General features: G+C 72.8%; 16 protein-coding genes, 1 tRNA gene and 1 pseudogene. 7 read left to right on the forward strand and 11 right to left on the reverse strand.

The features are described 5' to 3' along the window. A complete protein-coding gene (locus tag D9V37_RS16445; RefSeq protein WP_121807239.1) occupies window positions 1-636 on the reverse strand; it encodes a TetR family transcriptional regulator in 636 nt (211 codons plus the stop codon). Between the two features lie 70 nt (window positions 637-706). Between D9V37_RS16445 and D9V37_RS16450 the strand changes: the two genes are divergently transcribed. Continuing rightward, complete coding sequence (locus tag D9V37_RS16450; RefSeq protein WP_121807240.1) at window positions 707-2,506, forward strand: bifunctional sugar phosphate isomerase/epimerase/4-hydroxyphenylpyruvate dioxygenase family protein; 1,800 nt, start codon at window positions 707-709, stop codon at window positions 2,504-2,506. Here the strand turns inward: D9V37_RS16450 and D9V37_RS16455 are convergent. Further along, on the reverse strand, window positions 2,491-4,998 hold the full coding sequence (locus D9V37_RS16455; RefSeq protein ID WP_232524961.1) for a bifunctional FO biosynthesis protein CofGH: 2,508 nt from the start codon (window positions 4,996-4,998) through the stop codon (window positions 2,491-2,493). The two genes, D9V37_RS16450 and D9V37_RS16455, sit on opposite strands and share 16 nt — an antisense overlap. 167 nt (window positions 4,999-5,165) lie before the next feature. Between D9V37_RS16455 and D9V37_RS16460 the strand changes: the two genes are divergently transcribed. Further along, on the forward strand, window positions 5,166-5,732 hold the full coding sequence (locus D9V37_RS16460; RefSeq protein WP_121807242.1) for a TetR/AcrR family transcriptional regulator: 567 nt from the start codon (window positions 5,166-5,168) through the stop codon (window positions 5,730-5,732). Between the two features lie 13 nt (window positions 5,733-5,745). After that, window positions 5,746-7,935, forward strand: a complete 2,190-nt coding sequence (locus tag D9V37_RS16465) for an MMPL family transporter (protein WP_121807243.1) — start codon at window positions 5,746-5,748, stop codon at window positions 7,933-7,935. Window positions 7,936-7,950: 15 nt separating this feature from the next. Here the strand turns inward: D9V37_RS16465 and D9V37_RS16470 are convergent, their stop codons facing one another. Then, complete coding sequence (locus tag D9V37_RS16470; protein WP_198412614.1) at window positions 7,951-10,053, reverse strand: MMPL family transporter; 2,103 nt, start codon at window positions 10,051-10,053, stop codon at window positions 7,951-7,953. A gap of 11 nt (window positions 10,054-10,064) precedes the next feature. Here D9V37_RS16470 and D9V37_RS16475 point away from each other — a divergent pair, with 11 nt between their 5' ends. Next, on the forward strand, window positions 10,065-11,609 hold the full coding sequence (locus D9V37_RS16475) for an adenylate/guanylate cyclase domain-containing protein (protein WP_198412615.1): 1,545 nt from the start codon (window positions 10,065-10,067) through the stop codon (window positions 11,607-11,609). On the opposite strand, the gene D9V37_RS16480 is transcribed toward D9V37_RS16475, so the two are convergent. From D9V37_RS16480 to D9V37_RS16495, 4 genes are read right to left on the reverse strand one after another with little or no spacing between them, the layout of a single operon-like run. Then, entirely contained in the window at window positions 11,537-13,099 is a 1,563-nt protein-coding gene (locus D9V37_RS16480; RefSeq protein WP_121807245.1) for a hypothetical protein, read from the reverse strand. The genes D9V37_RS16475 and D9V37_RS16480 overlap by 73 nt on opposite strands. A 51-nt stretch (window positions 13,100-13,150) precedes the next feature. Next, window positions 13,151-14,476, reverse strand: coding sequence for a sensor histidine kinase (locus tag D9V37_RS16485; protein ID WP_121807246.1), 1,326 nt, complete (start codon window positions 14,474-14,476; stop codon window positions 13,151-13,153). 43 nt (window positions 14,477-14,519) lie between these two features. After that, window positions 14,520-15,191, reverse strand: a complete 672-nt coding sequence (locus tag D9V37_RS16490) for a response regulator transcription factor (protein ID WP_121807247.1) — start codon at window positions 15,189-15,191, stop codon at window positions 14,520-14,522. A 26-nt stretch (window positions 15,192-15,217) separates the two neighbouring features. Continuing rightward, window positions 15,218-16,801 carry an MFS transporter gene (locus tag D9V37_RS16495; protein WP_121807248.1) on the reverse strand — a complete coding sequence of 528 codons (1,584 nt, stop codon included), beginning with the start codon at window positions 16,799-16,801 and terminating at the stop codon, window positions 15,218-15,220. 98 nt (window positions 16,802-16,899) lie between these two features. On the opposite strand from D9V37_RS16495, the gene D9V37_RS16500 reads away from it, so the two are divergent. Next, window positions 16,900-17,796, forward strand: coding sequence for a MarR family winged helix-turn-helix transcriptional regulator (locus D9V37_RS16500; protein WP_121807249.1), 897 nt, complete (start codon window positions 16,900-16,902; stop codon window positions 17,794-17,796). 85 nt (window positions 17,797-17,881) lie between these two features. Here D9V37_RS16500 and D9V37_RS16505 read toward each other — a convergent pair whose 3' ends face one another. Then, complete coding sequence (locus D9V37_RS16505) at window positions 17,882-19,012, reverse strand: NAD(P)/FAD-dependent oxidoreductase (protein WP_269778387.1); 1,131 nt, start codon at window positions 19,010-19,012, stop codon at window positions 17,882-17,884. A 109-nt stretch (window positions 19,013-19,121) separates the two neighbouring features. Next, window positions 19,122-19,271, reverse strand: a pseudogene (locus tag D9V37_RS20925) (NAD(P)/FAD-dependent oxidoreductase); the annotation flags it as partial. 112 nt (window positions 19,272-19,383) lie between these two features. Here D9V37_RS20925 and D9V37_RS16510 point away from each other — a divergent pair. Both D9V37_RS16510 and D9V37_RS16515 read left to right on the forward strand, forming a co-directional pair. Next, window positions 19,384-20,766, forward strand: a complete 1,383-nt coding sequence (locus tag D9V37_RS16510; RefSeq protein ID WP_121807250.1) for a mycothione reductase — start codon at window positions 19,384-19,386, stop codon at window positions 20,764-20,766. 135 nt (window positions 20,767-20,901) lie between these two features. Beyond that, entirely contained in the window at window positions 20,902-21,864 is a 963-nt protein-coding gene (locus D9V37_RS16515) for an ATP-binding protein (protein ID WP_158604503.1), read from the forward strand. Between the two features lie 38 nt (window positions 21,865-21,902). On the opposite strand, the gene D9V37_RS16520 is transcribed toward D9V37_RS16515, so the two are convergent. Together D9V37_RS16520 and D9V37_RS16525 are read right to left on the reverse strand one after the other, a co-directional pair. Next, window positions 21,903-21,976, reverse strand: a tRNA-Asp gene (locus D9V37_RS16520). 39 nt (window positions 21,977-22,015) lie between these two features. After that, a complete protein-coding gene (locus D9V37_RS16525; protein WP_121807252.1) occupies window positions 22,016-22,207 on the reverse strand; it encodes a hypothetical protein in 192 nt (63 codons plus the stop codon).

Genomic DNA, 22,207 nt, shown 5'->3' on the forward strand with positions numbered 1-22,207 from the left:
TCAGGCGGTGAGCCAGGCGACGACGACGTCGCCGATCACCGCGCGCAGCCGCTCGCGCTGGGAGGCCGCCTGCAGGTCACGGCCGAAGAGGTGCTTGAAGGTGTAGCGGTTGGCCACCTGGAACACGCAGTAGGAGCTGATGACCAGGTGGACGTCGAGAGCGTCCACGTCGTGCCGGAAGACCCCGGCCTCGCGGCCCCGCTCGAGGATCTGCTCGAGCAGGGTGACCGCGGGGTTGGCCACGCGCCGCAGCGAGTCCAGCTGCGAGATCGAGCCGCCGCGGTGGATGTTCTCGATGCTGACCAGCCGGATGAACGCCGGGTGCGCCCGGTGGTGGTCGAAGGTCAGCTCGGCCAGCCGGCGCACGGCGTCGGCGGGCTCGAGGTCGCCGACGTCGAGGCGCTGCTCGGCCTCGCGGATGCCGAGGTAGGCGTTCTCCAGCACCGCGAGGTAGAGGTTCTCCTTGCTGCCGAAGTAGTAGTAGAGCATCCGCTTGGTGGTGCGGGTGCGCTCGGCGATCTCGTCCACGCGGGCGCCGGAGAACCCGTCCTCGGCGAAGACCTGGGTAGCCACCTCGAGCAGCTCGGCACGGGTGCGCTCCGCGTCGCGCACGCGCGGCTGGACCTCGCTCGCCATGGCGACAGCGTAGGACGCGGCGCTTCCCGATCTATGAACCATCCAGTACGTTCAGTACCGGAGGAGATGGATGCGGACCTCGATCGCCACGGTGTGCCTCAGCGGCGCACTCGTCGACAAGCTGCACGCCTGCGCCGCCGCGGGCTTCGACGGCGTCGAGGTCTTCGAGCCCGACCTCGTCGCCAGCGACCACAGTCCCGAGGAGATCCGCGCCCTCGCCGACCGACTCGGGCTCGGCCTCGACCTCTACCAGCCGTTCCGCGATCTCGAGGGCGTCGACGACGCGCTGTTCGCCGACAACCTGCGCCGCGCCGAGCAGAAGTTCGCGCTGATGAACCGGTTCGGCATCGACACGATGCTGCTGTGCAGCAACGTCGCCACCGCGACCATCGACTCCGACGAGCTCTTCGCCGCCCAGCTGCGCGAGCTGGGCGACCTCGCGGAGCGCTACGACGTCCGCATCGCCTACGAGGCGCTGGCCTGGGGCCGCTACGTCGCGGACTACCGCCGCTCGTGGGACGTCGTCAGGCTCGCCGACCACCCCCGCGTCGGGCTCTGCCTGGACAGCTTCCACATTCTCTCCCGCGGCCACGACCCCGCGGCGATCGCCGACATCCCCGGTGAGCGGATCTTCTTCCTGCAGCTCGCCGATGCGCCCACGATGACGATGGACCTGCTCTCCTGGAGCCGTCACCACCGTCTCTTCCCCGGCGAGGGCAGCTTCGACCTGGCCCGGTTCCTCGACCTGGTGCTGGCCACCGGCTACGACGGGCCGGTCTCGCTGGAGGTGTTCAACGACGTCTTCCGCCAGACCGACCCGGGGCGCACGGCGCTGCACGCGCGACGGTCGCTGACCTGGCTGGAGGACCGCACCGCCCACCGCTCCCCCGCGCTCGGCCTGCGGCTGCTGCCGCCGGCCGCCCCGCCGTCCGGGGTCGACTTCGTCGAGGTCAAGGCCGAGGACACCACGGACGTGGAGGTGCTGCTCGAGCAGCTCGGCTTCGACTTCGGCGGCCGGCACCGCAGCAAGCCCGTGCGGCTGTGGAGCCAGGGCGAGGCCCGCGTGGTGGTCAACGAGCAGGGCGCCCGCGGCCAGCTGCCGCACCTGGCAGCCCTCGGTTTCGGCGTGGCCGACGCCGATGCCGCCGCCGACCGGGCCGCGGTGCTCCGCGCGCCGCGGGTCGCAAGACGGACCTACCGCAGCGAGCTCACGCTGACCGCGGTCGCGGCCCCCGACGGCACCGAGGTCTTCTTCTGCCCGACCTCCGCCGACTGGGTGAGCGAGTTCGAGGAGGGCACACCGGCCGCCGGCGAGTCGCTGGTGACCCGCGTCGACCACGTCAACCTTGCCCAGCCCTGGGACGACTTCGACGAGGCGGTCCTGTTCTACGCCAGCACCCTGGGCCTGGTGGCCGACGCCGGCACCGAGGTGGCCGGACCGCGGGGACTGGTGCGCAGCCAGGTGATGCGTACCGAGGACTGCTGCGTCCGGCTGCCGCTCAACGTCGCGCCCGTCTCGGAGGAGGGCCTGCTGCCCCAGCACGTCGCCTTCGCCTGCACCGACGTCGTGGCGCTGGCCGAGCGCGCCCGCGCCGCGGGCCTGGTGAGCCTGCCGGTGCCGGCGAACTACTACGACGACCTCATGGCCCGCTTCGACCTCGACCCGGCCCTGCTCGCACGCCTGCGCGAGCTGGACCTGCTCTACGACCGCGACGCCCACGGCGAGCTGCTGCACTTCTACACGCCCACGGTGGCCGGGGTGTTCTTCGAGGCGCTCGAGCGGCGCGGCGACTACGCCGGCTACGGCGCCCCGAACGCACCGGTGCGCCTGGCCGCGCAGCAGCGGTCGACGCCTCAGACCCTGCCGTAGACCGTGCTGCGCTCCTGGGGGAAGCGGCCGGGCAGGGCCGCGACGATGTCGTGCATCTCCTCGACGGTCTTGGCCGAGCCGTACGTCGAGCCGGCCATCCGGCTGATGGTCTCCTCCATGAGGGTGCCGCCGAGGTCGTTGGCGCCGCTGGTGAGCATCAGCCGGGTGCCGTCGGGACCGAGCTTGACCCAGGAGGTCTGCACGTTCTCGATGCGGCCGTGGAGCATGATCCGGGCGACGGCGTGCACGGCGACGTTGTCGCGGGTGGCCGGGCCCGGGCGGGCGGCGCCGGCGAGGTAGAGCGGGGCGTTGGTGTGCACGAACGGCAGCGGCACGAACTCGGTGAAGCCGCCGGTGTCGTCGTGCAGGTCGCGCAGCACCCGCAGGTGGCGGACCCAGTGCAGCGGCGAGTCGACGTGGCCGTACATCATCGTCGAGCTGGACCGGATGCCGAGCCGGTGCGCGGTGCGGACGACGTCGATCCAGGTCGAGGCGGGCAGCTTGCCCTTGGTCAGCACCCACCGGATCTCGTCGTCGAGGATCTCCGCGGCCGTGCCGGGGATGGTGTCGAGGCCGGCGTCGCGCAGCTCGATGAGCCAGTCGGCGATCGACACCCCGCGGCGCGAGGCGCCGTTGACGATCTCCATCGGTGAGAACGCGTGCACGTGCAGGTCGGGGAGCCGAGCCTTCAGCGCCCGCAGCAGATCGGGGTAGAACGACGCCGGCAGGTCGGGGTCGATGCCGCCCTGCATGCACACCTCGGTGGCGCCGTCGTCCCACGCCTCGACGGCCCGCTCGACCACGTCGGGGATCGAGAGCGAGTAGGCGTCCGCGTCGCCCTTGCGCTGCGCGAACGCGCAGAACCGGCAGCCGGTGTAGCAGATGTTGGTGAAGTTGATGTTCCGGTTCACGACGTAGCTGACGGCGTCGCCGACGGCGTCGCGACGCAGGCCGTCGGCGAGCCGGGCCACCTGCCGGAGCTCCTCGCCCTCGGCCGTCATCAGCGCCAGGTACTCGTCGTCGCTCAGGCCGGCCGGGTCGGCCTCCGCACGGGACAGCGCGGCCGCGACCGACGACGACGCCACCAGCGGCGCGGCCCCCGACAGCCGGCTCGCCTCGCTGCGCAGCTGGTCCCAGTCGCCGTAGACGGAGTCGAAGTCGTCGCGCCGGTCGCCGCTGCGTCCGACGGTGTCGACCTCGACGTGCAGGTCGACGCGTCCGCTGCTGGCCACAACGTCGTCGGGCTCCTGCCACGCCCGCGCCACCGGCATCGCGTCGAGGTCCTTCAGCCCGGCCGCGTCGGCCAGGGCTCCGACGTGTCCGGACAGGCGCGGGTCGAGCCACGGCGCCTGCTGGTAGCCGGGGTAGACGGTCAGCCGCGGGCGCAGCTCGAACCCGGCGTCGGCGGTGCGCGAGGCGAGCTCGTCGAGCGCGGGCCAGGGCCGCTCGGGGTTGACGTGGTCGGGGGTGAGCGGCGAGACGCCGCCCCAGTCGTCGATGCCGGCGCGGATCAGGAGCCGGTAGGCATCGGTGTGCCCGTCGGGCTCGCCCAGCAGGTTCGGTGGCGCCTGGACCCGGGCGGTCGGGCCGAGCAGCAGCCGGGTGACGGCCACCGTGGCGGCGAGGTCGTCGATCTCGGCGTCGGGCACGTCGCGCATCGCCGTGTCGGACTTCGCGCGGAAGTTCTGGACGATGACCTCCTGGACGTGGTGGTGGGTGCGGGCGCTGGCCCGGATCGCGAGGATCGTCTCCACCCGCTCCTTCGGCGTCTCGCCGATCCCGACGAGCAGGCCGGTGGTGAAGGGCACCGAGAGCCGGCCGGCGTCCTCGAGCACCCGCAGCCGCACCGCCGGGTCCTTGTCCGGGGAGCCGAAGTGGGCCTCGCCCTTCTCGGCGAAGAGCCGGGTGGAGGTGGTCTCGAGCATCATGCCCATCGACGCGGCGACCGGCTTGAGCCGGTTCAGCTCCTCCCAGCTCATCACGCCGGGGTTGAGGTGCGGCAGCAGGCCGGTCTCCTCGAGCACGGCGATCGCGCAGGCGCGGACGTAGTCGAGGGTGGAGTCGTAGCCACGCTCGTCGAGCCACGTGGCCGCGGCACTCCAGCGGTCCTCGGGCCGGTCGCCAAGGGTGAAGAGCGCCTCGGTGCAACCGAGCTCCGCGCCCGCACGCGCGATGGCGAGCACCTCGTCGCGCTCGAGGAACGCGGCCGGCACACGGTGCGGGGTGGTCGCGAAGGTGCAGTAGTGGCACCGGTCGCGGCACAGCCGGGTGAGCGGGATGAACACCTTCGGCGAGTAGGTGATGACGCCGGGCCGACCGGCCTCGCGCAGACCGGCGTCACGGACCCGGGAGGCGTGGTCGAGGAGCTCCTCGAGCGCCGCACCGCGGGCCCGCAGCAGCGCGACCGCCTCGTCGGTGTTCAACGCGACGCCGTCGCGAGCGCGACGCAGCGCCCGACGCAGACCCGAGTCCCGCTCCCCGGTGAGCTCCATGGGCACTCCTCCCTCGACGAGGTTCATCATGGCGGGTGCCCGTCGCGGCGCGGTCAAGGCCCCGGTGTGCGCCCTGCCATCGCTGTCGGCGCAGCGTCGCGCAGGTCACAGCCCGATCCTGACCGATCGGGCAGACACTGTCCGATCGGTCAGTCACACTGGGTGCCGTGCCCCGACCGCCCCGTGACGCCCTGCGCACCGAGATCCTCGCGGTGTCGCTGCGGCTGTTCAGCAGCATCGGGTTCCGGGCCAGCTCGCTGCAGATGATCGCGGCCGGCGCCGGCTGCTCGAAGGCCGCGCTGCTCTACCACTTCAGCAGCAAGTCGGCGATCCTGCAGGCGCTCTCGACCGACCTGGTCGAGGACATCGAGCAGATGCGCTCGGTGCTCGCCGAGGTGCCGGCGCCGCAACGCCAGACGCGCACCCTGGAGCTCGCCGTCGCCATCGTGGTGCGCCATCGCCAGGCGATCGCCATGCTGCGCGGCATCGGCGACGTCGAGGAGCTGCGACCGCTGGCCGAGCGCGGCGCGCAATGGGCCGAGGAGATGCGCACCGGGCTGATCGGCCCCCTGCCGCACCAGCGCGACCGGGTGGCGGCGATGACCTTCGAGCACGGCCTGGTCGGCGCCTGCCTGACCCTGCACGACCTCACCGACGAGGAGCTCGCCGACGAGCTGCTCGCCCTCGGCGGCCGGATCTTCGGCCTCGATGTCCCGATCTCCATCCCCAGCTGACGAAGGATCACTCATGGCCACCTTCCTCTACCGCGTCGGGCGGTTCTCCTTCCGCCGCCGCGGCGCCGTCGTCGGCGTCTGGCTGCTCCTGCTCGTCGCGCTGATCGGCGCCGTCGTCTCGATCGGCGCCGCCTCCTCGGCCTCGATCACGATCCCCGGCACCGAGTCCCAGCGCGCGCTGACGGCCCTGTCGAAGGAGTTCCCGCAGGCCAGCGGAGCCTCGGGCACGGTCGTCGTCCGCGCACCGAAGGGCCAGAGCGTCACGGCCGCCACCGGCCAGCAGGTGATCGCAGGCGTGGTCTCGAAGGCCAAAGAGGTGCCGGGTGTGGTCGGTGTCGTCGGGCCCGCACAGAGCAAGGCGATCAGCCGCGACGGCCGCTTCGCCCTGGTCACCGTGCAGTTCTCGAAGCAGGCCGACGCCCTCACCGACCGCCAGCGCACCGCCTACGACGACCTCGGCAAGGACCAGCCCTCGGGCTGGACCGTCGCCGCGGGCGGCGAGCCCACCCAGGCCCCGCCGGAGGTCGGCTCCACCGAGGGCATCGGCGTGCTGGTGGCGCTGGTGGTGCTGGTCATCACCTTCGGGTCGCTGGTGGCGGCGGGCATGACGATGCTCAACGCCCTGGTCGGTGTGGGCATCGGGTACGCCGCCATCACCCTGCTCGGCCACGTCTTCGACTTCACCAGCGTCACGCCGGTGCTGGCGCTGATGCTGGGCCTGGCCGTCGGCATCGACTACTCGCTGTTCATCACCTCCCGGTACCGCCACAACCTCAGCGCCGGCCTCGACCGCGAGGAGGCCGTCGGCCGCGCCGTCGGCACGGCGGGCTCGGCGGTGCTCTTCGCCGGTCTCACCGTGGTGATCGCGCTGGCCGGGCTCTCGGTGGTCGGCATCCCGTTCCTGACCTCGATGGGCCTGGCCGCGGCCGGCACGGTCGCCGTCGCCGTGCTGGTGGCGCTGACGATGCTGCCCGCCGTGCTGGCCTTCGCCGGCGACAAGGTGCGCTCCAAGCGCGAGCGCCGCGCTGAGCACATCGAGGACAAGCCCGGCTTCGGCTTCCGCTGGGGCCGGTTCACCACCCGCTTCCGGGTGCCGGTGCTGGTCGGCGGCGTCATCGTGCTCGCGGTGCTGGCGCTCCCGGTCACGCACATGCGGCTCGCCCTGCCCGACGACGGCACGGCGCCCTCGGGCACCAGCAAGCGCGTGGCCTACGACCTGATCTCCGAGGGCTTCGGCCCCGGCTTCAACGGCCGGCTCATCGCCGTGGTCCACGGCGACGACGCCACCGCCGTGCAGCAGGGGGTGGCGCGGGTGACCCAGGTCGCCACCGGTGAGGACGACGTCGCGGCCGCGACGGCCTCGGGCATCAGCCAGGACAACCGCACCGCGCTGGTCAGCGTCGTCCCGAAGAGCGGGCCGAGCGACCAGGCGACGTTCGACCTGGTGCGCGACCTGCGCTCCGACCTGGCAGGCACCGCGACGAGCACCGGCACCACCGTGTCGGTGACCGGCGCGACGGCGATCGGCGTGGATGTCTCCGACAAGCTCAAGAACGCGCTGCCGGTCTACCTCCTCGTGGTGGTGGGTCTCAGCTTCCTGCTGCTGATGCTGGTCTTCCGCTCGCTGCTGGTGCCGCTCAAGGCGACGCTGGGCTTCCTGCTGACCGTCGGCGCGGCGTTCGGCGTCACGGTGGCCGTCTTCCAGGACGGCCACCTGGCGAGCCTCGTCGGGCTGGACACCAGCGGCCCGCTGGTGAGCTTCCTGCCGATCCTGCTCATCGGGATCCTGTTCGGCCTGGCCATGGACTACGAGGTGTTCCTGGTCTCGCGGATGCGGGAGGACTTCGTGCACGGCGACCCCGTGCCCGACGTTGCGCAGCAGGCGATCGTCTCCGGTATCGGCCACGGCGCACGGGTGGTGGTCGCGGCGGCGCTGATCATGATCTCGGTCTTCGCCGGGTTCGTGCTGGTCGACGACCCGACCATCAAGTCGATGGGCTTCGCCCTGGCCTTCGGCGTGCTGGTCGACGCCTTCGTCGTGCGGCTCTCGCTGGTGCCGGCGTTCCTGTCCTTCCTGGGCAACGCCGCCTGGTGGCTGCCGAGGTGGCTGGACAAGGCGCTGCCCGACGTCGACGTCGAGGGCGAGTCGCTGCGCCAGCTCGACGAGCCGGGCGAGCCCGACCGGGAGCCGCAGCCGGTCTGAGCCGAGCCGGAGCGGCTACTCGGGTCCGGCGGCGTGGCCGGGCTCGGGCACCGGCCGCGCCCGGAGCACCGCCCGCAGCCACCGCGGCATCGTCCAGTTCGCGCGGCCCAGGACGCCCACCAGCGCCGGGGCCAGCAGGCTGCGCACCACCACCGCGTCGATGAGGATGCCGAGGGCGAGGGCGGTGGCGAGGATCTTGACGTCGACGCTCGGCACGGTCGAGAGCGCGATGAAGGCCAGGAAGAGGATCAGCGCGGCCGAGGTGACCAGCCGTCCGGTGTGGGCGATGCCGTCGACCACGGCGCGCGGGGTGTCGCCGTGGCGGTCGTAGCTCTCTCGCATCCGGGAGAGGATGAACACCTCGTAGTCCATCGAGAGCCCGAACAAGAACGCGAAGGCCGCGATGGGCACCCAGGTGGTGACCGCCCCGGCGGCGGGCTGCCCGAAGAGCAGGTCGGTGCCGTGGCCGCCCTGCCAGATCCAGACGGTGATGCCGTACGCCGCGGCGATCGAGAGCGCGTTGAGCACCAGCGCCTTGACCGGCAGCCACAGCGAACGCAGCGCACGGGCCAGCAGCAGGAAGGTCACCACGACGACGGCGAGCACCACCCAGCCGATGTCGTCGTAGACCGCGGTGACGAAGTCGGCGTCTTCGGCGGGGCTGCCGCCCACCCGGGCGTCGAGCCGGGAGGCCGTCGAGCGCACGCGGTCCAGCGCCGCCCGGCCGGCCGAGGAGGCGGGGTCGGCACGCAGGTAGACCTGGAGCAGCCGCTGGTCGCCCTCGCTCCAGGTGGTGGGCGCGGCCACCGCGGCGACGCCGTCCACCTCGCGCAGCCTGGTCGCGAGGGCTACAGCGCTCCCCTCGGTCAGCACCTGCACGGGGCGCACCACACCGACCGGTACGCCGCCGGAGACCGCGGCGGAGACCGCGCGCGCCGAGGCGGAGTCGCCGATCACTCCGCTCAGCTGCGCCGATCCCAGCCGCAGCCCCAGCACCGGGGCGGCGAGCACGAGCAGCACCACGACGCAGCCCGCGATGGTCAGCCAGCGCGCGCGCAGCACGCCGGCGGCCACGCGTCCCCAGAACCGGCTGGGCCCGACGGTGGCCTGGCGTCGCGGCCAGGTCAGGGCGGGACCGACCGCGCTGAGCAGCACCGGCACGAGGGTCAGGGTGGTGGCCACGCTGAGCAGCGGGATGAGGAGCCCGCCCAGGCCGATGCTGCGCAGGAACGGCAGCGGCACGAGCACGAGCGCGGCCAGCGAGACGGCCACGGTCACCCCGCTGAACAGCACGCTGCGCCCGGCGGTGGCCATCGCCGCCGCCACCGCCTCGTCGTTGTCCAGCCCGGCCGAGCGCTCCTCGCGCCAGCGGGTGACGACCAGGAGCGAGTAGTCGATGGCCACGCCCAGCCCGACGAGGGCCACCAGGTACTCCACGACGGCGCTGACGTCGGTCAGGACGGTGAGCCCGAGCAGCGCGAGGAAGGTGCCCAGGATCGACACCGCCGCCACCAGCAGCGGTACGCCGGCCAGCAGCGAGGCGAAGACCAGGACCAGCACCACCAGCGCGCCGGCGGCGCCGAGCACCACCTCGGCCAGCACGGAGCGGCTCCCGCCGCTCGAGCCGCCCTCGGAGAGCAGCTCGAACCCGGTCAGGCGGGCATCGACGCCCTCGGATCGGGCGGCGGTGACCACCTTCTCCAGCCGCGGCTGCGTGGCCGCGTACGGCTCGGGGCCGCCGCTCACCCGCGGGTAGACCACGACGACGCTCGCCCGCCCGTCGGCGGTGGTGAGGTGGGAGGCGTCGGCGGCGGTGACCACCCGCGTGCCGGGCACGCCCTGCTGCAGCCGCCGGGCCAGGTCCTCGGCGCTCGTCGTGGCGTCGCCGCCGCGGACCACGACCAGCAGCGGGTCGTCGACGCCCGCGGTGCCGAACGTCTTGGTGATGGCCTGGTTGGTCTCGAAGGCGGGCTGTCCGGGCAGGTCGAAGCTGAAGCTGAGTCGATCGGCGGTCGTCGGGGCGGTGACCCCGCCGGCCACCGCGACGGCCGCCCAGAACAGCGCCACCCACCACCGGTGACGCAGCACCCACGCCGTCAACCGGACCATGTCCGGCATGCTTCCCCATGATGCGTACCGGCCGAGACCACCCGTTCGGGTCCTGGCTCCTCGGCCCCACGGGGCAGGGAGCCAAGCGGCTGCGCGTCCGCGTGCAGGTGCTGCTGACGTTCCTCATCCTCGGCGACAACATCATCGGCGCGGTGATCGCGTCGCTCTTCGCGGCATACGTGCTGCCCAGCCCGGCCCCGACGCCGGCCGTGCGCACTGCGCTGCTGCTCTTGGTGCCGGCGTACGTGCTGCTGGCCGGAGCGGTCGGCGTCGTCGTGGGCACGGCCGGGACGTTGCGGGTGAGCAGATGGCTGCGCGACGACCGTGACCCGAGTGACGCCGAGCTGCGCGGCACCTTGCGCACTCCGCTGCGGATCACCTTGGTGCAGGCCTCGTTGTGGGCGGTGGCGACGCTGCTGTTCACCGGCGTCTCGGTGGCACTGCAGCCCGAGCGCGCCTTCGCCACGGCCTTCGTGGTGGCCATCTCGGGCCTGGTGACGTCGGGCTTCGCCTATGTGCTGACCGAGTTCGCGATGCGGCCGGTCGCGGCCCGCGCCCTGAGCCGGCGGCGGGCGGACGGCGTGGTGGGGCTGGGGATCCGCTACCGGCAGCTGGTGTTCTGGCTGCTCGGCACGGGCGCCCCGGTGGTCGGGCTGATGACCGCGGCCGTGTTCGTCCTCGTGCAGCGTGACGCCACGGTCGACCAGCTGGCCGTGGTGATCCTCGTCCTGGGCGCGATCGTGCTCGTCTTCGGATGTGCCCTAACGGTGATCAACGCCCGCGCGCTGGTCGGTCCGATCGTCGCGGTGCGCGAGGCGCTGGAGGAGGTCGAGCGCGGCCAGATGGACACCGAGGTCGTCGTCTACGACGGCACCGAGCTGGGCCGGATGCAGAGCGGCTTCAACGAGATGGTGGCCGGGCTGCGCGAGCGCGAGCGGCTGCGCGACGTCTTCGGCCGCCACGTCGGCCGCGACGTCGCCGCGGTGGCGCTCGACGACGTGGAGCTCGGCGGCGAGGCACGCGAGGTGTCGGTGCTCTTCGTCGACCTGGTCGGCTCCACCGGCTTCGCCGACGAGCACGAGCCCGCAGAGGTGGTGGAGATGCTCAACCGGTTCTTCACGGTGGTGGTCGAGGAGGTCGACCGGCACCACGGGCTGGTCAACAAGTTCATCGGCGACGCCGTGCTGGCGGTCTTCGGCGCACCCAACGAGCTGGCCGACCACGCCACCTGCGCGCTGGCCGCGGCCCGGGCGATGTCGGCCCGGCTGGCCCGCGAGGTGCCCCAGATCGGTGCCGGGGTGGGCGTGGCCACCGGTGAGGCCGTTGCCGGCAACGTCGGCGACGCCTCGCGCTTCGAGTACACCGTCATCGGCGACGCCGTGAACTCCGCGGCCCGGATCACCGACCTCGCCAAGGACGTCGACGGTGCGCTGCTGGCGGCCTGGGACTCGGTGGCGGCGGCCCACCCCGACGAGGCCGCCCACTGGCAGCGCTACGGCACCGAGCGGCTGCGGGGTCGCTCGAGCGACACCGAGCTCGGGGTGCCCAGCAGCGAGCCGACGTAGGGGCTCAGCGGCAGCCGGCAGTCGGTGACGGCCGCGGCCGGCGCGCCGCGATCGGCGTCGTCGCGCAGGTAGACCAGCCGCCCGCACAGGTCGTCGACCAGGTGGTAGCGGGTGCGCAGCGGCGACCCGGCCGGCCCCTCGGCCAGCGCGGCGACCGTGCCGCCCTCGCGCACCACGAGCCAGGTGGGGGCGGCGGGGCCCGCGAGCAGTCTCCCGAGTCCGGCGGCGCCGGGGTCGAGCACGTGGGCGGGCAGGCTCCACAGGTAGCGGTAGGGCGAGTCGAGACCGGCCGTCGCCGCCACCTCCGGGCCGCCGAAGACGCTGACCAGGGTGTCGCCCGGCGCGGCTACGTCGCCGATCGCCCGCCCGACCACCACCCCGGGGGCCTGGACCCGGTGGGGCAGGGCCGCGACGTAGGAGAGGCTGGCCAGGACCAGCACGACGGCGGTCAGCAACCGGCCGGGGCGCAGCGGCGCCACCAGGCCGGCCGCCATCGCGGTGACCGGCACCAGCTGCACCAGGTAGTGCATCCAGTAGCTGCTGCCCGCCGCCACGGAGAACAGGTCGTAGGCCGCGAGCGCCAGCAGCGCGATCCCCAGCGGGGCGTGACGGGTGCGCCGCAGCACGACGGCGACCAGGAGCGCGAGCAGCAGCAGCGGGAGCAGCGAGGTCGCCCACGAGCCGGCCAGGGCCAGCAGGTGCGGTCCCCGACCGGGGAAGCCTTCGCGGCCGAGCAGCGCCGTGGCACGGAACCGGAAGGGGTACATCGCGTAGAGCACCCCCCACGGCCGGGTGCCGAGCAGGGCCGCGCCGCCGAGCACCAGGGTCGCCGTGGCGATGCCGCCGGCGCCGAAGCGGAGCCACAGCCGCAGGGTGGCGCGGTGGCGCATCGCGACCGCCAGCACGGCCGCGAGCACGGTGACGTCGACGAAGTTCTGCTTGACCAGCACCGCGGCGGCCGCGCACGCGCCGGCGGCGACGGCGGGCCAGGCTCCGGCCGGCGTGGTGACCGCCCGCAGCAGCAGCCACGCACCGATCGCGACGAAGGGCACCCCGAGCAGCTCGCCGTCGACGTTGACGCCACCCAGGGCCGGCACGCTCAGTCCGACGCAGGCGACGGCTGCCGCCCACGCGGCGGGCCGGCGTCCCGACACGTGGTCGACGGCGAGGCCGACGCCGAGCACGGTCACCGCCGCGGCCAGGCAACCGAGCACGCGCAGCCCCACCAGCCCGCCGACGTCGGCCAGCGCGTACAGCGCCACCAGCAGCGGCGGCCGGTCGACCCAGAAGCCGCCGTAGAGCGACCCGTGCCCGGACGCCCACTGCCGGGCGAGCATCGCGAAGCCGGCCTCGTCGGAGGAGACCGGCGACGCCAGGTAGGGCAGCCGGAGCAGCACGGTGAGCACCGCCAGGCCGAGCACCGCCACCGGGAGCGTCCGGCGCACGGGCGGCGAGGCGACGGTCGTGCGGAGGGCCAGGGTGGTGGTCACGGAGCCACGGTGGGACGAGCGTGCTGAACCGAGCCTGACGGCGGGTGGACCTCAGGCGGCGGGCAGGGAAACGACGAAGCACGCACCGCCCTGGGCGGTGTCCTCGACCCGGACCGTGCCACCCGCCCCGGTCACGACCTTGGTCACGATGGCCAGCCCCAGCCCGCTGCCACCGGCGTCGCGGGCCCGCGCCTCGTCGAGGCGCACGAAGCGCTCGAAGACCCGCTCGCGCTCGTCGGGGGCGATGCCCTCGCCGTCGTCGGCCACGGTGAGCACCACCTGGCCCTCGGTCTCGCCCAGCGTCACGACGACCCGGCTGCGGGCGTGCCGGACGGCGTTGCTGAGCAGGTTGCGGACCACCTGGCCCAGCAGCACGGTGTCGCCCACCACCTGGCCGGCGGTGACCGCCGAGGCATCGACGTCGATGCCGGCACCGACACTGCCGATCGGCACGCGGCGCACCTCGTGGAGCACGACGTCGTCGAGGTCCACCGGCGCGGCCGCCGGCCCGGCCGGCGCGTCGTCGGCGCGGGCCAGGATCAGCAGCGCGGAGACCAGGTCCTCCATCCGGAGCTCCTCGGCCAGCACGTCGCGCGCCAGCTCGGCGGTCGACACCCGGTCCGGGTAGCGCTCGGCCACCTCGGCCAGCTGGCGGATGGTGGCCAGCGGTGAGCGGAGCTCGTGGGAGGCGTCGGAGACGAACTGGCGCTGCTGCCGGTTGCCGGCGTCGATCCGGTCGAGCATCTGGTTCAAGGTGGCCGCGAGCCGCGGGATCTCATCGGCCCCCGGCGGCACGGCCAGCCGCCGGTCGAGGCGGTCGGCGGTGATCGACGCGGCCTCCCGGCGCATGTCCTCCACCGGTCGCAGCGCCCGCCCGACGGTCAGCCACACGCCACCCGCGATCAGCAGCAGGCCCACCGGCACGCTCACCGCGAGCAGGGTGGCGACGGTCGTCGTGGCCGACCCGACGTGCTCGGAGGAGCGGGCGACGATGATCAACCCGTGGCCGTCGGGGCGATCCCGCGCGACGACGACGTAGGGGTCGCTGAGGCCGCGGAACCGCACGCCGCGGTCCTGCCCGACGGTGCGCCGCAGAGGCCGCGTGACCTGAGGATGGTCGGTGGCGACGACGTGGTGGTCGGCGTCGGTCACCTGCACCACGAGGTCGTTCTTCCCCGAGAGCACCGCTCGTCGGGGCGACTCGTGCTCGCGGAGGCGGGCCTGGATGCTGGCGACGTCCTGCTCGGCGGAGCCGACCAGGCTGGACTCCAGCGCGCTGCGCAGCACGCTGAGGAAGACCAGCGAGCCGACGACGGCCGCCACCAGCGCCACCAGCGTCGCCACCGCCGTGACCCGGGTGCGGACATGACTCCTCACGAAGACATCATCGGGCTGGTCACGGGGTTGGACATCGGGCTGATCACGGGGGCCGGAGCCGGTAGCCGCTGCCGCGCAGCGTCTCGATGTCGGCGCGGCCGAAGGGCCGGTCGACCTTGTTGCGCAGCCGCGCGACGTAGACCTCGACGATGTTGGGGTCGCCCTCGAAGTCGAAGTCCCAGACGTTGCCGAGGATCTGCTGCTTGGTCACGACGTCGCCCGCGCGACGCATCAAGAACTCCAGCAGCGAGAGCTCGCGAGCGGTGAGCCGCACCTCGGTTCCAGCGCGGGTGACGGCCTTGCTGGCCGGGTCCAGGCGCAGGTCGCCCACCTCGAGCGCGGTCGGGCGCTCGCTGACGCCGCGGCGGACCAGCGAGCGAATCCGGGCGAGCAGCACCTGGAAGGAGAACGGCTTGGTGACGTAGTCGTCGGCACCTGTGTCGAGGGCCGTGACCTGGTCGACGTCGCCGTCCTTCGCGGTGAGCATGAGGATCGGCGTCCAGTCCTGGTCGTCGCGCAGCCGGCGGCAGACGTCGTAGCCGTTGAGCACCGGCAGCATCAGGTCGAGCAGGATGACGTCGTAGGCGTTCTCGCGGGCGTACCAGAGCGCCTCGCCGCCGTCGGGCGCGACGTCGACGGCGAAGCCCTCGGCCTCCAGCCCCGCTCGCAGCGACGCCGCCAGCCGGGTCTCGTCCTCGACGACCAGCACCCGCATCGGACCATGGTGCCAAGCGCGACCTGTCAGCCGGCTGACGCGTGCGCGCCGCCGCGCGCCGGCGCGAGGTGCTGGGGGGTGTGGTCCTGCTGCTGCGGCGGCGGGCCGCCCTGGGTCACGAAGTCCTTCTGCCGCACCAGCAGCAGGGTCAGCACCGCCGCGGCGAACGCGATGCCGGCCGCGATCAGGGTGATGTCGTTGAGCGCGTCGACGTAGCTGGCGGTCATCGCCCGCCCGACGCTGGCCCGCGACGCCGCGGGCACGTGGGCCAGCACCTGCTGGGCCTGGCCACCGGTGAGCGCCTCGGCGATCTGGCCGACGCGACCGGCCACCGGCGAACCGGCGAGCCGGTCGCCGAGCCCGTTGGCGACCTGGTGGCTGAAGATCGAGCCCAGCGCCGCGATGCCGGTGGCCACGCCGACCTGCCGGAAGGTCGAGTTGACCCCCGAGGCCATGCCGGAGCGCTCGTGGCTGACGACGCCGACCGCGGTCGAGGCCAGCGGCGTGTTGATCATGCCGATGCCGAGGCCGGCGACCAGCAGGCCCGGGATCAGGTGCGTCCACGAGGAGTCCACCTGGAAGCCGTGGATCAGCAGCAGGCCGCCGCCGAGCACGAGGAATCCTGGCGCGATCAACCACTTGGCGGGCACGTGGCTGGTGAGCCGGCCGGCCACGGCTGCGGCCACGAACGAGGCACCGGAGAGGAACAGGAACCGGACGCCGGTCTGCACCGCGGAGTACCCGAGGAAGTTCTGGACGTAGATCACCAGGTAGGTCAGCAGCGAGAAGATCGAGGCCGAGACGCCGAACGCGGCGAACAGGCCGCCGGTGAACGTGGGCTTGCGCAGCAGGGAGAGGTCGAACATCGGGTGCCGCTGCACCAGCTGGCTGACCAGGAAGACGACCAGCAGCACCGCGGCCGCACCGAAGCAGATCAGCACCCGCTCGTCGCCCCAGCCGCGGCGGCCGGCCTCGATGAGCCCGTAGACCAGCGAGCCGAGGCTGACGCTGAAGGTCACGAACCCGATGAGGTCCGGGCGGCCGGCGCGCGGGTCGTGGGACTCCTCGACCTTCCAGAAGCTCACCACGAGCGCGACGACGCAGATCGGGATGTTGACGAAGAAGATCCAGCGCCAGGAGAGCCCGCTGGTCAGCACGCCGCCGAGCACGGGCCCGACCGCGATGGCGATGCCGGTGGTGGCCCCGAAGACGCCGAACGCGGTGCCGCGGTCCTTGCCGTGGAAGGCCGAGGCGATCAGGGCCAGGGCGGTGGCGAACATCGCCGCGCCGCCGACGCCCTGCGCCGCCCGGGCCAGGGTCAGGAAGAGCAGGCTCGGCGCCGCGCCGCACAGCGTCGAGCCGGCGGTGAAGACCACCGCCCCGACGATGAAGACCCGCTTGCGGCCGTAGAGGTCGGCCAGCGAGCCGGCGGTCAGCAGCAGCGCCGCCAGGCTCAGAGCGTAGGCGTCGATCACCCATTGCAGGTCCGAGAGGCTGCCGGAGAACTGGTCCTCGATGTCGGGCAGCGCGACGTTCACGATGGTGACGTCGAGCAGCAGCATGAACACGCCGGTGCAGACGGCGACCAGGGTCCACCACTTCGCGGCCACGGTTCCTCCTCGGATCGTCAGTGACCTAATCGTCACGCACTTAACGATCACCCGCGGTACGGTTCGTGTCAAGTCCAGCGCGAGAGGAGCCTTCGGTCATGGGCGTGCGCGGCGACGTCGAGCTGGTCGACGCCCCCGAGCTGCTGCCGGCGTTGGCGCGGCTGCCTGGTCACATGTTCTGGCGGGCGGCCGCGCGGGTCGACCAGACGATGGAGGAGTTCCGGCCCGACGGTTTCGACATCTACGCCTACGCCACCTTGGTGGCGCTGGGCGAGGCCGAGCCGCGCTCGCAGCAGGCGGTCGCGCGCAGCATCGGCACCAGCCGTACGACGCTGGCCCGCGTGGCCGCGTCGTTGCAGGCCGCCGGCCTGGTCGAGCGGGTGCGCAACCCCGGTGACCGGCGCTCCTACCTGCTCACCCGCACCCCGGCCGGCATCGAGGCCGCCGACCTCTGGCAGCAGCACGCCCTCGGCCTCGAGGACCGGCTGACCGCGGCCCTGAGCCGCGCGCAGACCAGCGAGCTGCGGTCCCTGCTGGTCCGCGCCGCCGCCCCCGGCCTGGCCGAGGACACCCCGGCGGCCATGCGCGCCAGCATCGGCTTCCTGGTGCACCAGATCCACCTGCGGATGCATCCGGCGTTCCTGCAGGCGCTGCGACCGCTGGGCATCGAGCCGCGCCACTTCGGCTCGCTGGTCTCGCTGCAGCACATCAGCCCCGCCCCCCAGCACGAGCTGGCCCGGGTGATGGGCGTGAGCGGGGCCAGCATCGTCGGCATCGTCGACGACCTCGAGGCCCGCGGTCTGGTCGAGCGCCGACGCGACGAGGCCGACCGGCGTGCCCAGATCCTCACCCTGCGCCCCGGCGCCCCCGACACCATCGGCCGGGCCATGTCGGTCTCGCGCGACCTCCACGCCGCCCAGCTCGCCGAGCTCTCCCCCGCCGACGCCGAGCGACTGGTCGAGCTGCTGGCCACGCTGGTGTCGGTGCCGGGCTGACGGCGGGGCTTGGGGTCAGGAATTTGACGGAGCGGTCGAGGCTGTTTCGTTCCCCGCGCCCGCAATTCCCCGCACGTGCGGGGAGTTACTGCTGCCGGCCCCGCTCCCCGGCGTCGGTCAGCCGGGCCTCCTCGACGGCCCGCGCCTCGAGCTCGGCCCGGGTGGTGGCCAGCAGCGCCTCGGTGGCGGCGTAGGCCCCTGGGGAGCTGACCAGCTCGCTGGTGCCGCCGCGCAGCCGTTTGATGGCCGAGCGGGCGAAGACCTGCTGCTCGGTGGCCGTCCGCTCGGCCCGGCCGCGGCCCAGGAAGCTGACCGACCAGTGCCCGAGCGCCGAGAAGCGGTTCTTGAAGCCGGTCAGGTAGACGAGGTGGACCGCCAGCCACATCAGCCAGGCGATGAACCCGGTCAGCCGGATCTTTCCGATCAGCGCCACCGCCCGGAAGCGGCTGATCGTGGCCATGCTGCCCTTGTCGAAGTAGTGGAACGGCGGGGCGTCGGGGCGGCCGGCCAGCCGGTTCTTGATCTGCTTCGCGGCGTACTTGCCGCCCTGGATGGCCACCTGGGCCACGCCGGGGAGGTGGTCGAGGTTGATCATGTCGCCGACGACGAACACGTCGGGGTAGCCGGGCAGCGTGAGGTCGGGGTTGACGCCGATGCGCCCGGCACGGTCCAGCGAGGCGCCGGTCTGCTCGGCCAGCGTGCGACCCAGCGGGCTGGCCTGCACCCCGGCGGCCCACAGCTTGGTGACGGCGCGGATCTCGCGACGGCTGCCGTCCTTGTCCTGCACCACCAGGCCGCGCTCGTCGACGTCGACGACCATCGCCCCCAGCTGCACCTCCACGCCGAGCTTCTCCAGCTCGCGCTTGGTGCTCTCACCGAGCTTCTCGCCGAACGGCGGCAGCACCTGCGGCGCGGCGTCGAGCAGGATCACCCGCGCCTCGCGGCTGCTGATGGCGTGGAAGTCGCGGCTCAGCGTGCGGTGGGCCAGCTCGGCGATCTGCCCGGCCAGCTCGACGCCGGTGGGTCCGGCGCCGACCACGACGAAGGTGAGCAGGTGGTCGACGTTCTGCCCGTTGCTGGCCATCACCTCGGCCATCTCGAAGGAGCCGAAGATCCGGCCGCGGATCTCCAGGGCGTCGTCGATGCTCTTCATGCCCGGCGCGTACTCGGCGAACTGGTCGTTTCCGAAGTAGGACTGCGAGGCACCCGCCGCCACCAGGAGCGTGTCGTAGGAGGTGACGCTGCGGCGGCCGANNNTTCTTCTGGTCGGCGAGGATCTCACGCGTCGGCGGGGCAATCTCGCCCTCGGAGAGGATGCCGGTGGCCACCTGGTAGAGCAGCGGCTGGAACAGGTGCTGGGCGGTCTGGGCGATCATCGTGACGTCGACGTCGGCGCCGCGCAGCGCCTTGGTGCTGAACAGGCCGCCGAACCCGGACCCGACGACGACGACGTGATGGCGGGGCTGTTGCTCCATGACGGTCCTTACTCGACGGGGACGACAACGACCATTCTCACCAGTCTCAACCCCGTCGGGCGAGCCGGGAGTCCCTCCCGGGGGGTGATGCTCGTCGCCGCATACTGAGGCGGTGACCCATTACGACCTCGTCGTCATCGGTACTGGCTCGGGCAACACCATCGTCACCGACGACTTCGAAGGGCGTCGTGTGGCGATCATCGAGCGCGGCGTCTTCGGCGGCACGTGCATCAACGTCGGGTGCATCCCGACCAAGATGTTCGTCCACCCGGCGGACATCTCGCGCTCGGCGGCCCACGGTCCGGACCTCGGCGCGCGCACCAGCTCCGACGGCGTCGACTGGCCGGCCGTGCGCGACCGGGTGTTCGGCCGTATCGACCCGATCTCGGTCGGGGGGCTGGACTACCGCGAGGGCCTGGACTACGTCGACATGATCGTCGGCGACGCCCGCTTCACCGGGCCGCGCACCCTCACCGTCGCCCTCGACGCCGGCGGCGAGGTCGAGATCAGCGGCGACCAGGTCGTCATCGCCGCCGGCAGCCGCGCACTCGTGCCGGACCTGCCCGGCCTCGACAGCGTCGAGCACCACACCAGCGACACGGTGATGCGCCTGGCGACGCTGCCCGACCGCATCGCCATCGTGGGAGGCGGCTACATCGGCGCGGAGTTCGCGCACGTCTTCTCCGGCTTCGGCTCGCAGGTCACCCAGATCCACCGCGGCGACGCGCTGCTGCAGGCCGAGGACACCGACGTGGCCACCCGCTTCACCGCGATCGCCCAGCAGCAGTGGGACGTACGCCTGCTCACCACGGTCGCATCGGTGGAGAAGACCGCCGACGGCATCCGGCTGCACCTCTCCGAGGGCGACGACGTCGTGGTCGACACGCTGCTGCTGGCCACCGGGCGGGTGCCCAACGGCGATCAGCTCGACCTCGACCGCGCCGGCGTCGACCTCGACGACCAAGGGTTCGTCGTCGTCGACGAGCACCAGCGCACCACCGCCGAGGGCGTCTGGGCGCTGGGCGACGTCAGCAGCCACGAGATGCTCAAGCACGTGGCCAACCAGGACGCCCGGGTGGTGCAGCACAACGTGCTCCACCCCGACGAGCCGATGACCACCGACCACCGTCACATCCCGCACGCGGTGTTCAGCTCGCCGCAGGTCGCGGCGGTCGGCCTCACCGAGCGGGAGGCGCGCTCGCAGGGTCTCGACGTCGCCGTGGCGACCAAGGCCTACGGCGACGTCGCCTACGGCTGGGCGATGGAGGACACCTCGCACTTCGTGAAGCTGGTCGGCGAGCGCGGCACCGGCCGGCTGCTGGGCGCGCACCTGATCGGTCCCGAGGCCTCGATCCTGGTCCAGCCGCTGATCCAGGCGATGAGCCAGGACGTGGGCGTCGAGGGGCTGGCGCGGGGGCAGTACTGGATCCACCCGGCGCTGACCGAGGTGGTTGAGAACGCGTTGCTCGATCTCGCCGCCGCGGTACTGGAATGAACTAACGGGACCTGCGAGGATTAGAAGCGGTCCGGGTGGGGATGATCCGACCGCTCGGTGGGCTCGGCATCGAGTACGTGGCGGAATGGGAGCTGCCGCGTGTCCGTATGGGGATCGGTTCGCGAGGAGTTGCTCGTGTCGCTGAGCAGGCAGCACGCGCTGACGCTGCCTGCCACCCCACGAGCGGTGAAGGTCGCCCGCGAGTGGGTCGCCCGGGTGCTGCGCGAGATCGGCCGTGGCGACCTCGCCGACAGCGCCGAGCTCGGGGTCTCCGAGCTGGTCACGAACGCGATCATGCACTCCAGCCCGCCGGTGGCGGTCCGCGTCCGGGGCACGCAGGCCCACCCGCGCATCGAGGTGGCCGACCGCTCGCTGGTACCGCCACGGCCGATCGACGCGAGCATCGACCTCGATGCGCCCGATGAGGACCTCCTGACCTTCGGGCGCGGCCTGGCCCTCGTGGCGCTGCACTCCTCGCGCTGGGGCTCCGACATCGACGCCTTCGGCATGGGCAAGGCGGTCTGGTTCGAGCCCGTGGCCGAGCCGCGCGAGGACCCCGAGGTCAACGAGGGCGACCTGTTCGACCTCGAGCAGCTCGTGGCCGAGCACACCGGGTCCGAGTCCGACGAGATGATGACGGTCCGGCTGCTGGCCACGCCGGTGACCTCGCTGTCCGACGTGCGCCGCAAGTTCAACGAGCTGCGCCGCGAGCTGCGGCTGCTGGCACTGACCAACGCCGAGCACTACCCGCTCGCGGTGGAGTTCTCCGAGGTGGCGCTGCGTGCCGAGATCGAGCTGCGCCGCTACCGCGGCTTCGAGGTGCTCGCCGACGCCGAGCACGACGGCGTCGACCGGCTCGACCTGGTCGTCGACGTGCCCCGCACAATGGCGCGGACCGTCGGGCGGCTGGTCGAGCTGCTCGCCGAGGTGTACGCCTTCTTCGACGAGGCGGAGCTGCTGGTCACCCCGCCCACCCCGCGCCAGCAGCAGGTGCAGGCCTGGTACCTCGGCGAGTTCGTGCGGCAGGGCGACGGTGACGACCCCGCCCCGTGGACCGGCGGCTATCGCGACCACCGCGGCGGCGCTCAGACGGCCTGACCGTCCGCGAGGAGCCGGTCGGAAACGACCGGCAGGAGCGACCCCGACGGGACTTGAACCCGCGGCCTCCGCCGTGACAGGGCGGCGCGCTAACCAACTGCGCTACGGGGCCTTGTGAAGCAGGACGAGCCTAACGGATGGGGGCTCGAACTCACGAATCGGCCGGTACGGCCCGCAGCAGGCGACTGGACTCGGTCCAGGCGAGCGCCTCCTGGGTGCGCCGGTTGCGTTCGCCGGCGAGGTGGTCGGCGCACGAGCCGCAGACCGGCGTGCCCTCCCAGGCGGTGACGGCCGCCTGCGGAACGGCGCTGAGACCTTCGACCAGGCAGTAGGTGCAGGTCAC

Source organism: Nocardioides mangrovicus, from assembly GCF_003674065.1.
Taxonomy (GTDB): domain Bacteria; phylum Actinomycetota; class Actinomycetes; order Propionibacteriales; family Nocardioidaceae; genus Marmoricola; species Marmoricola mangrovicus.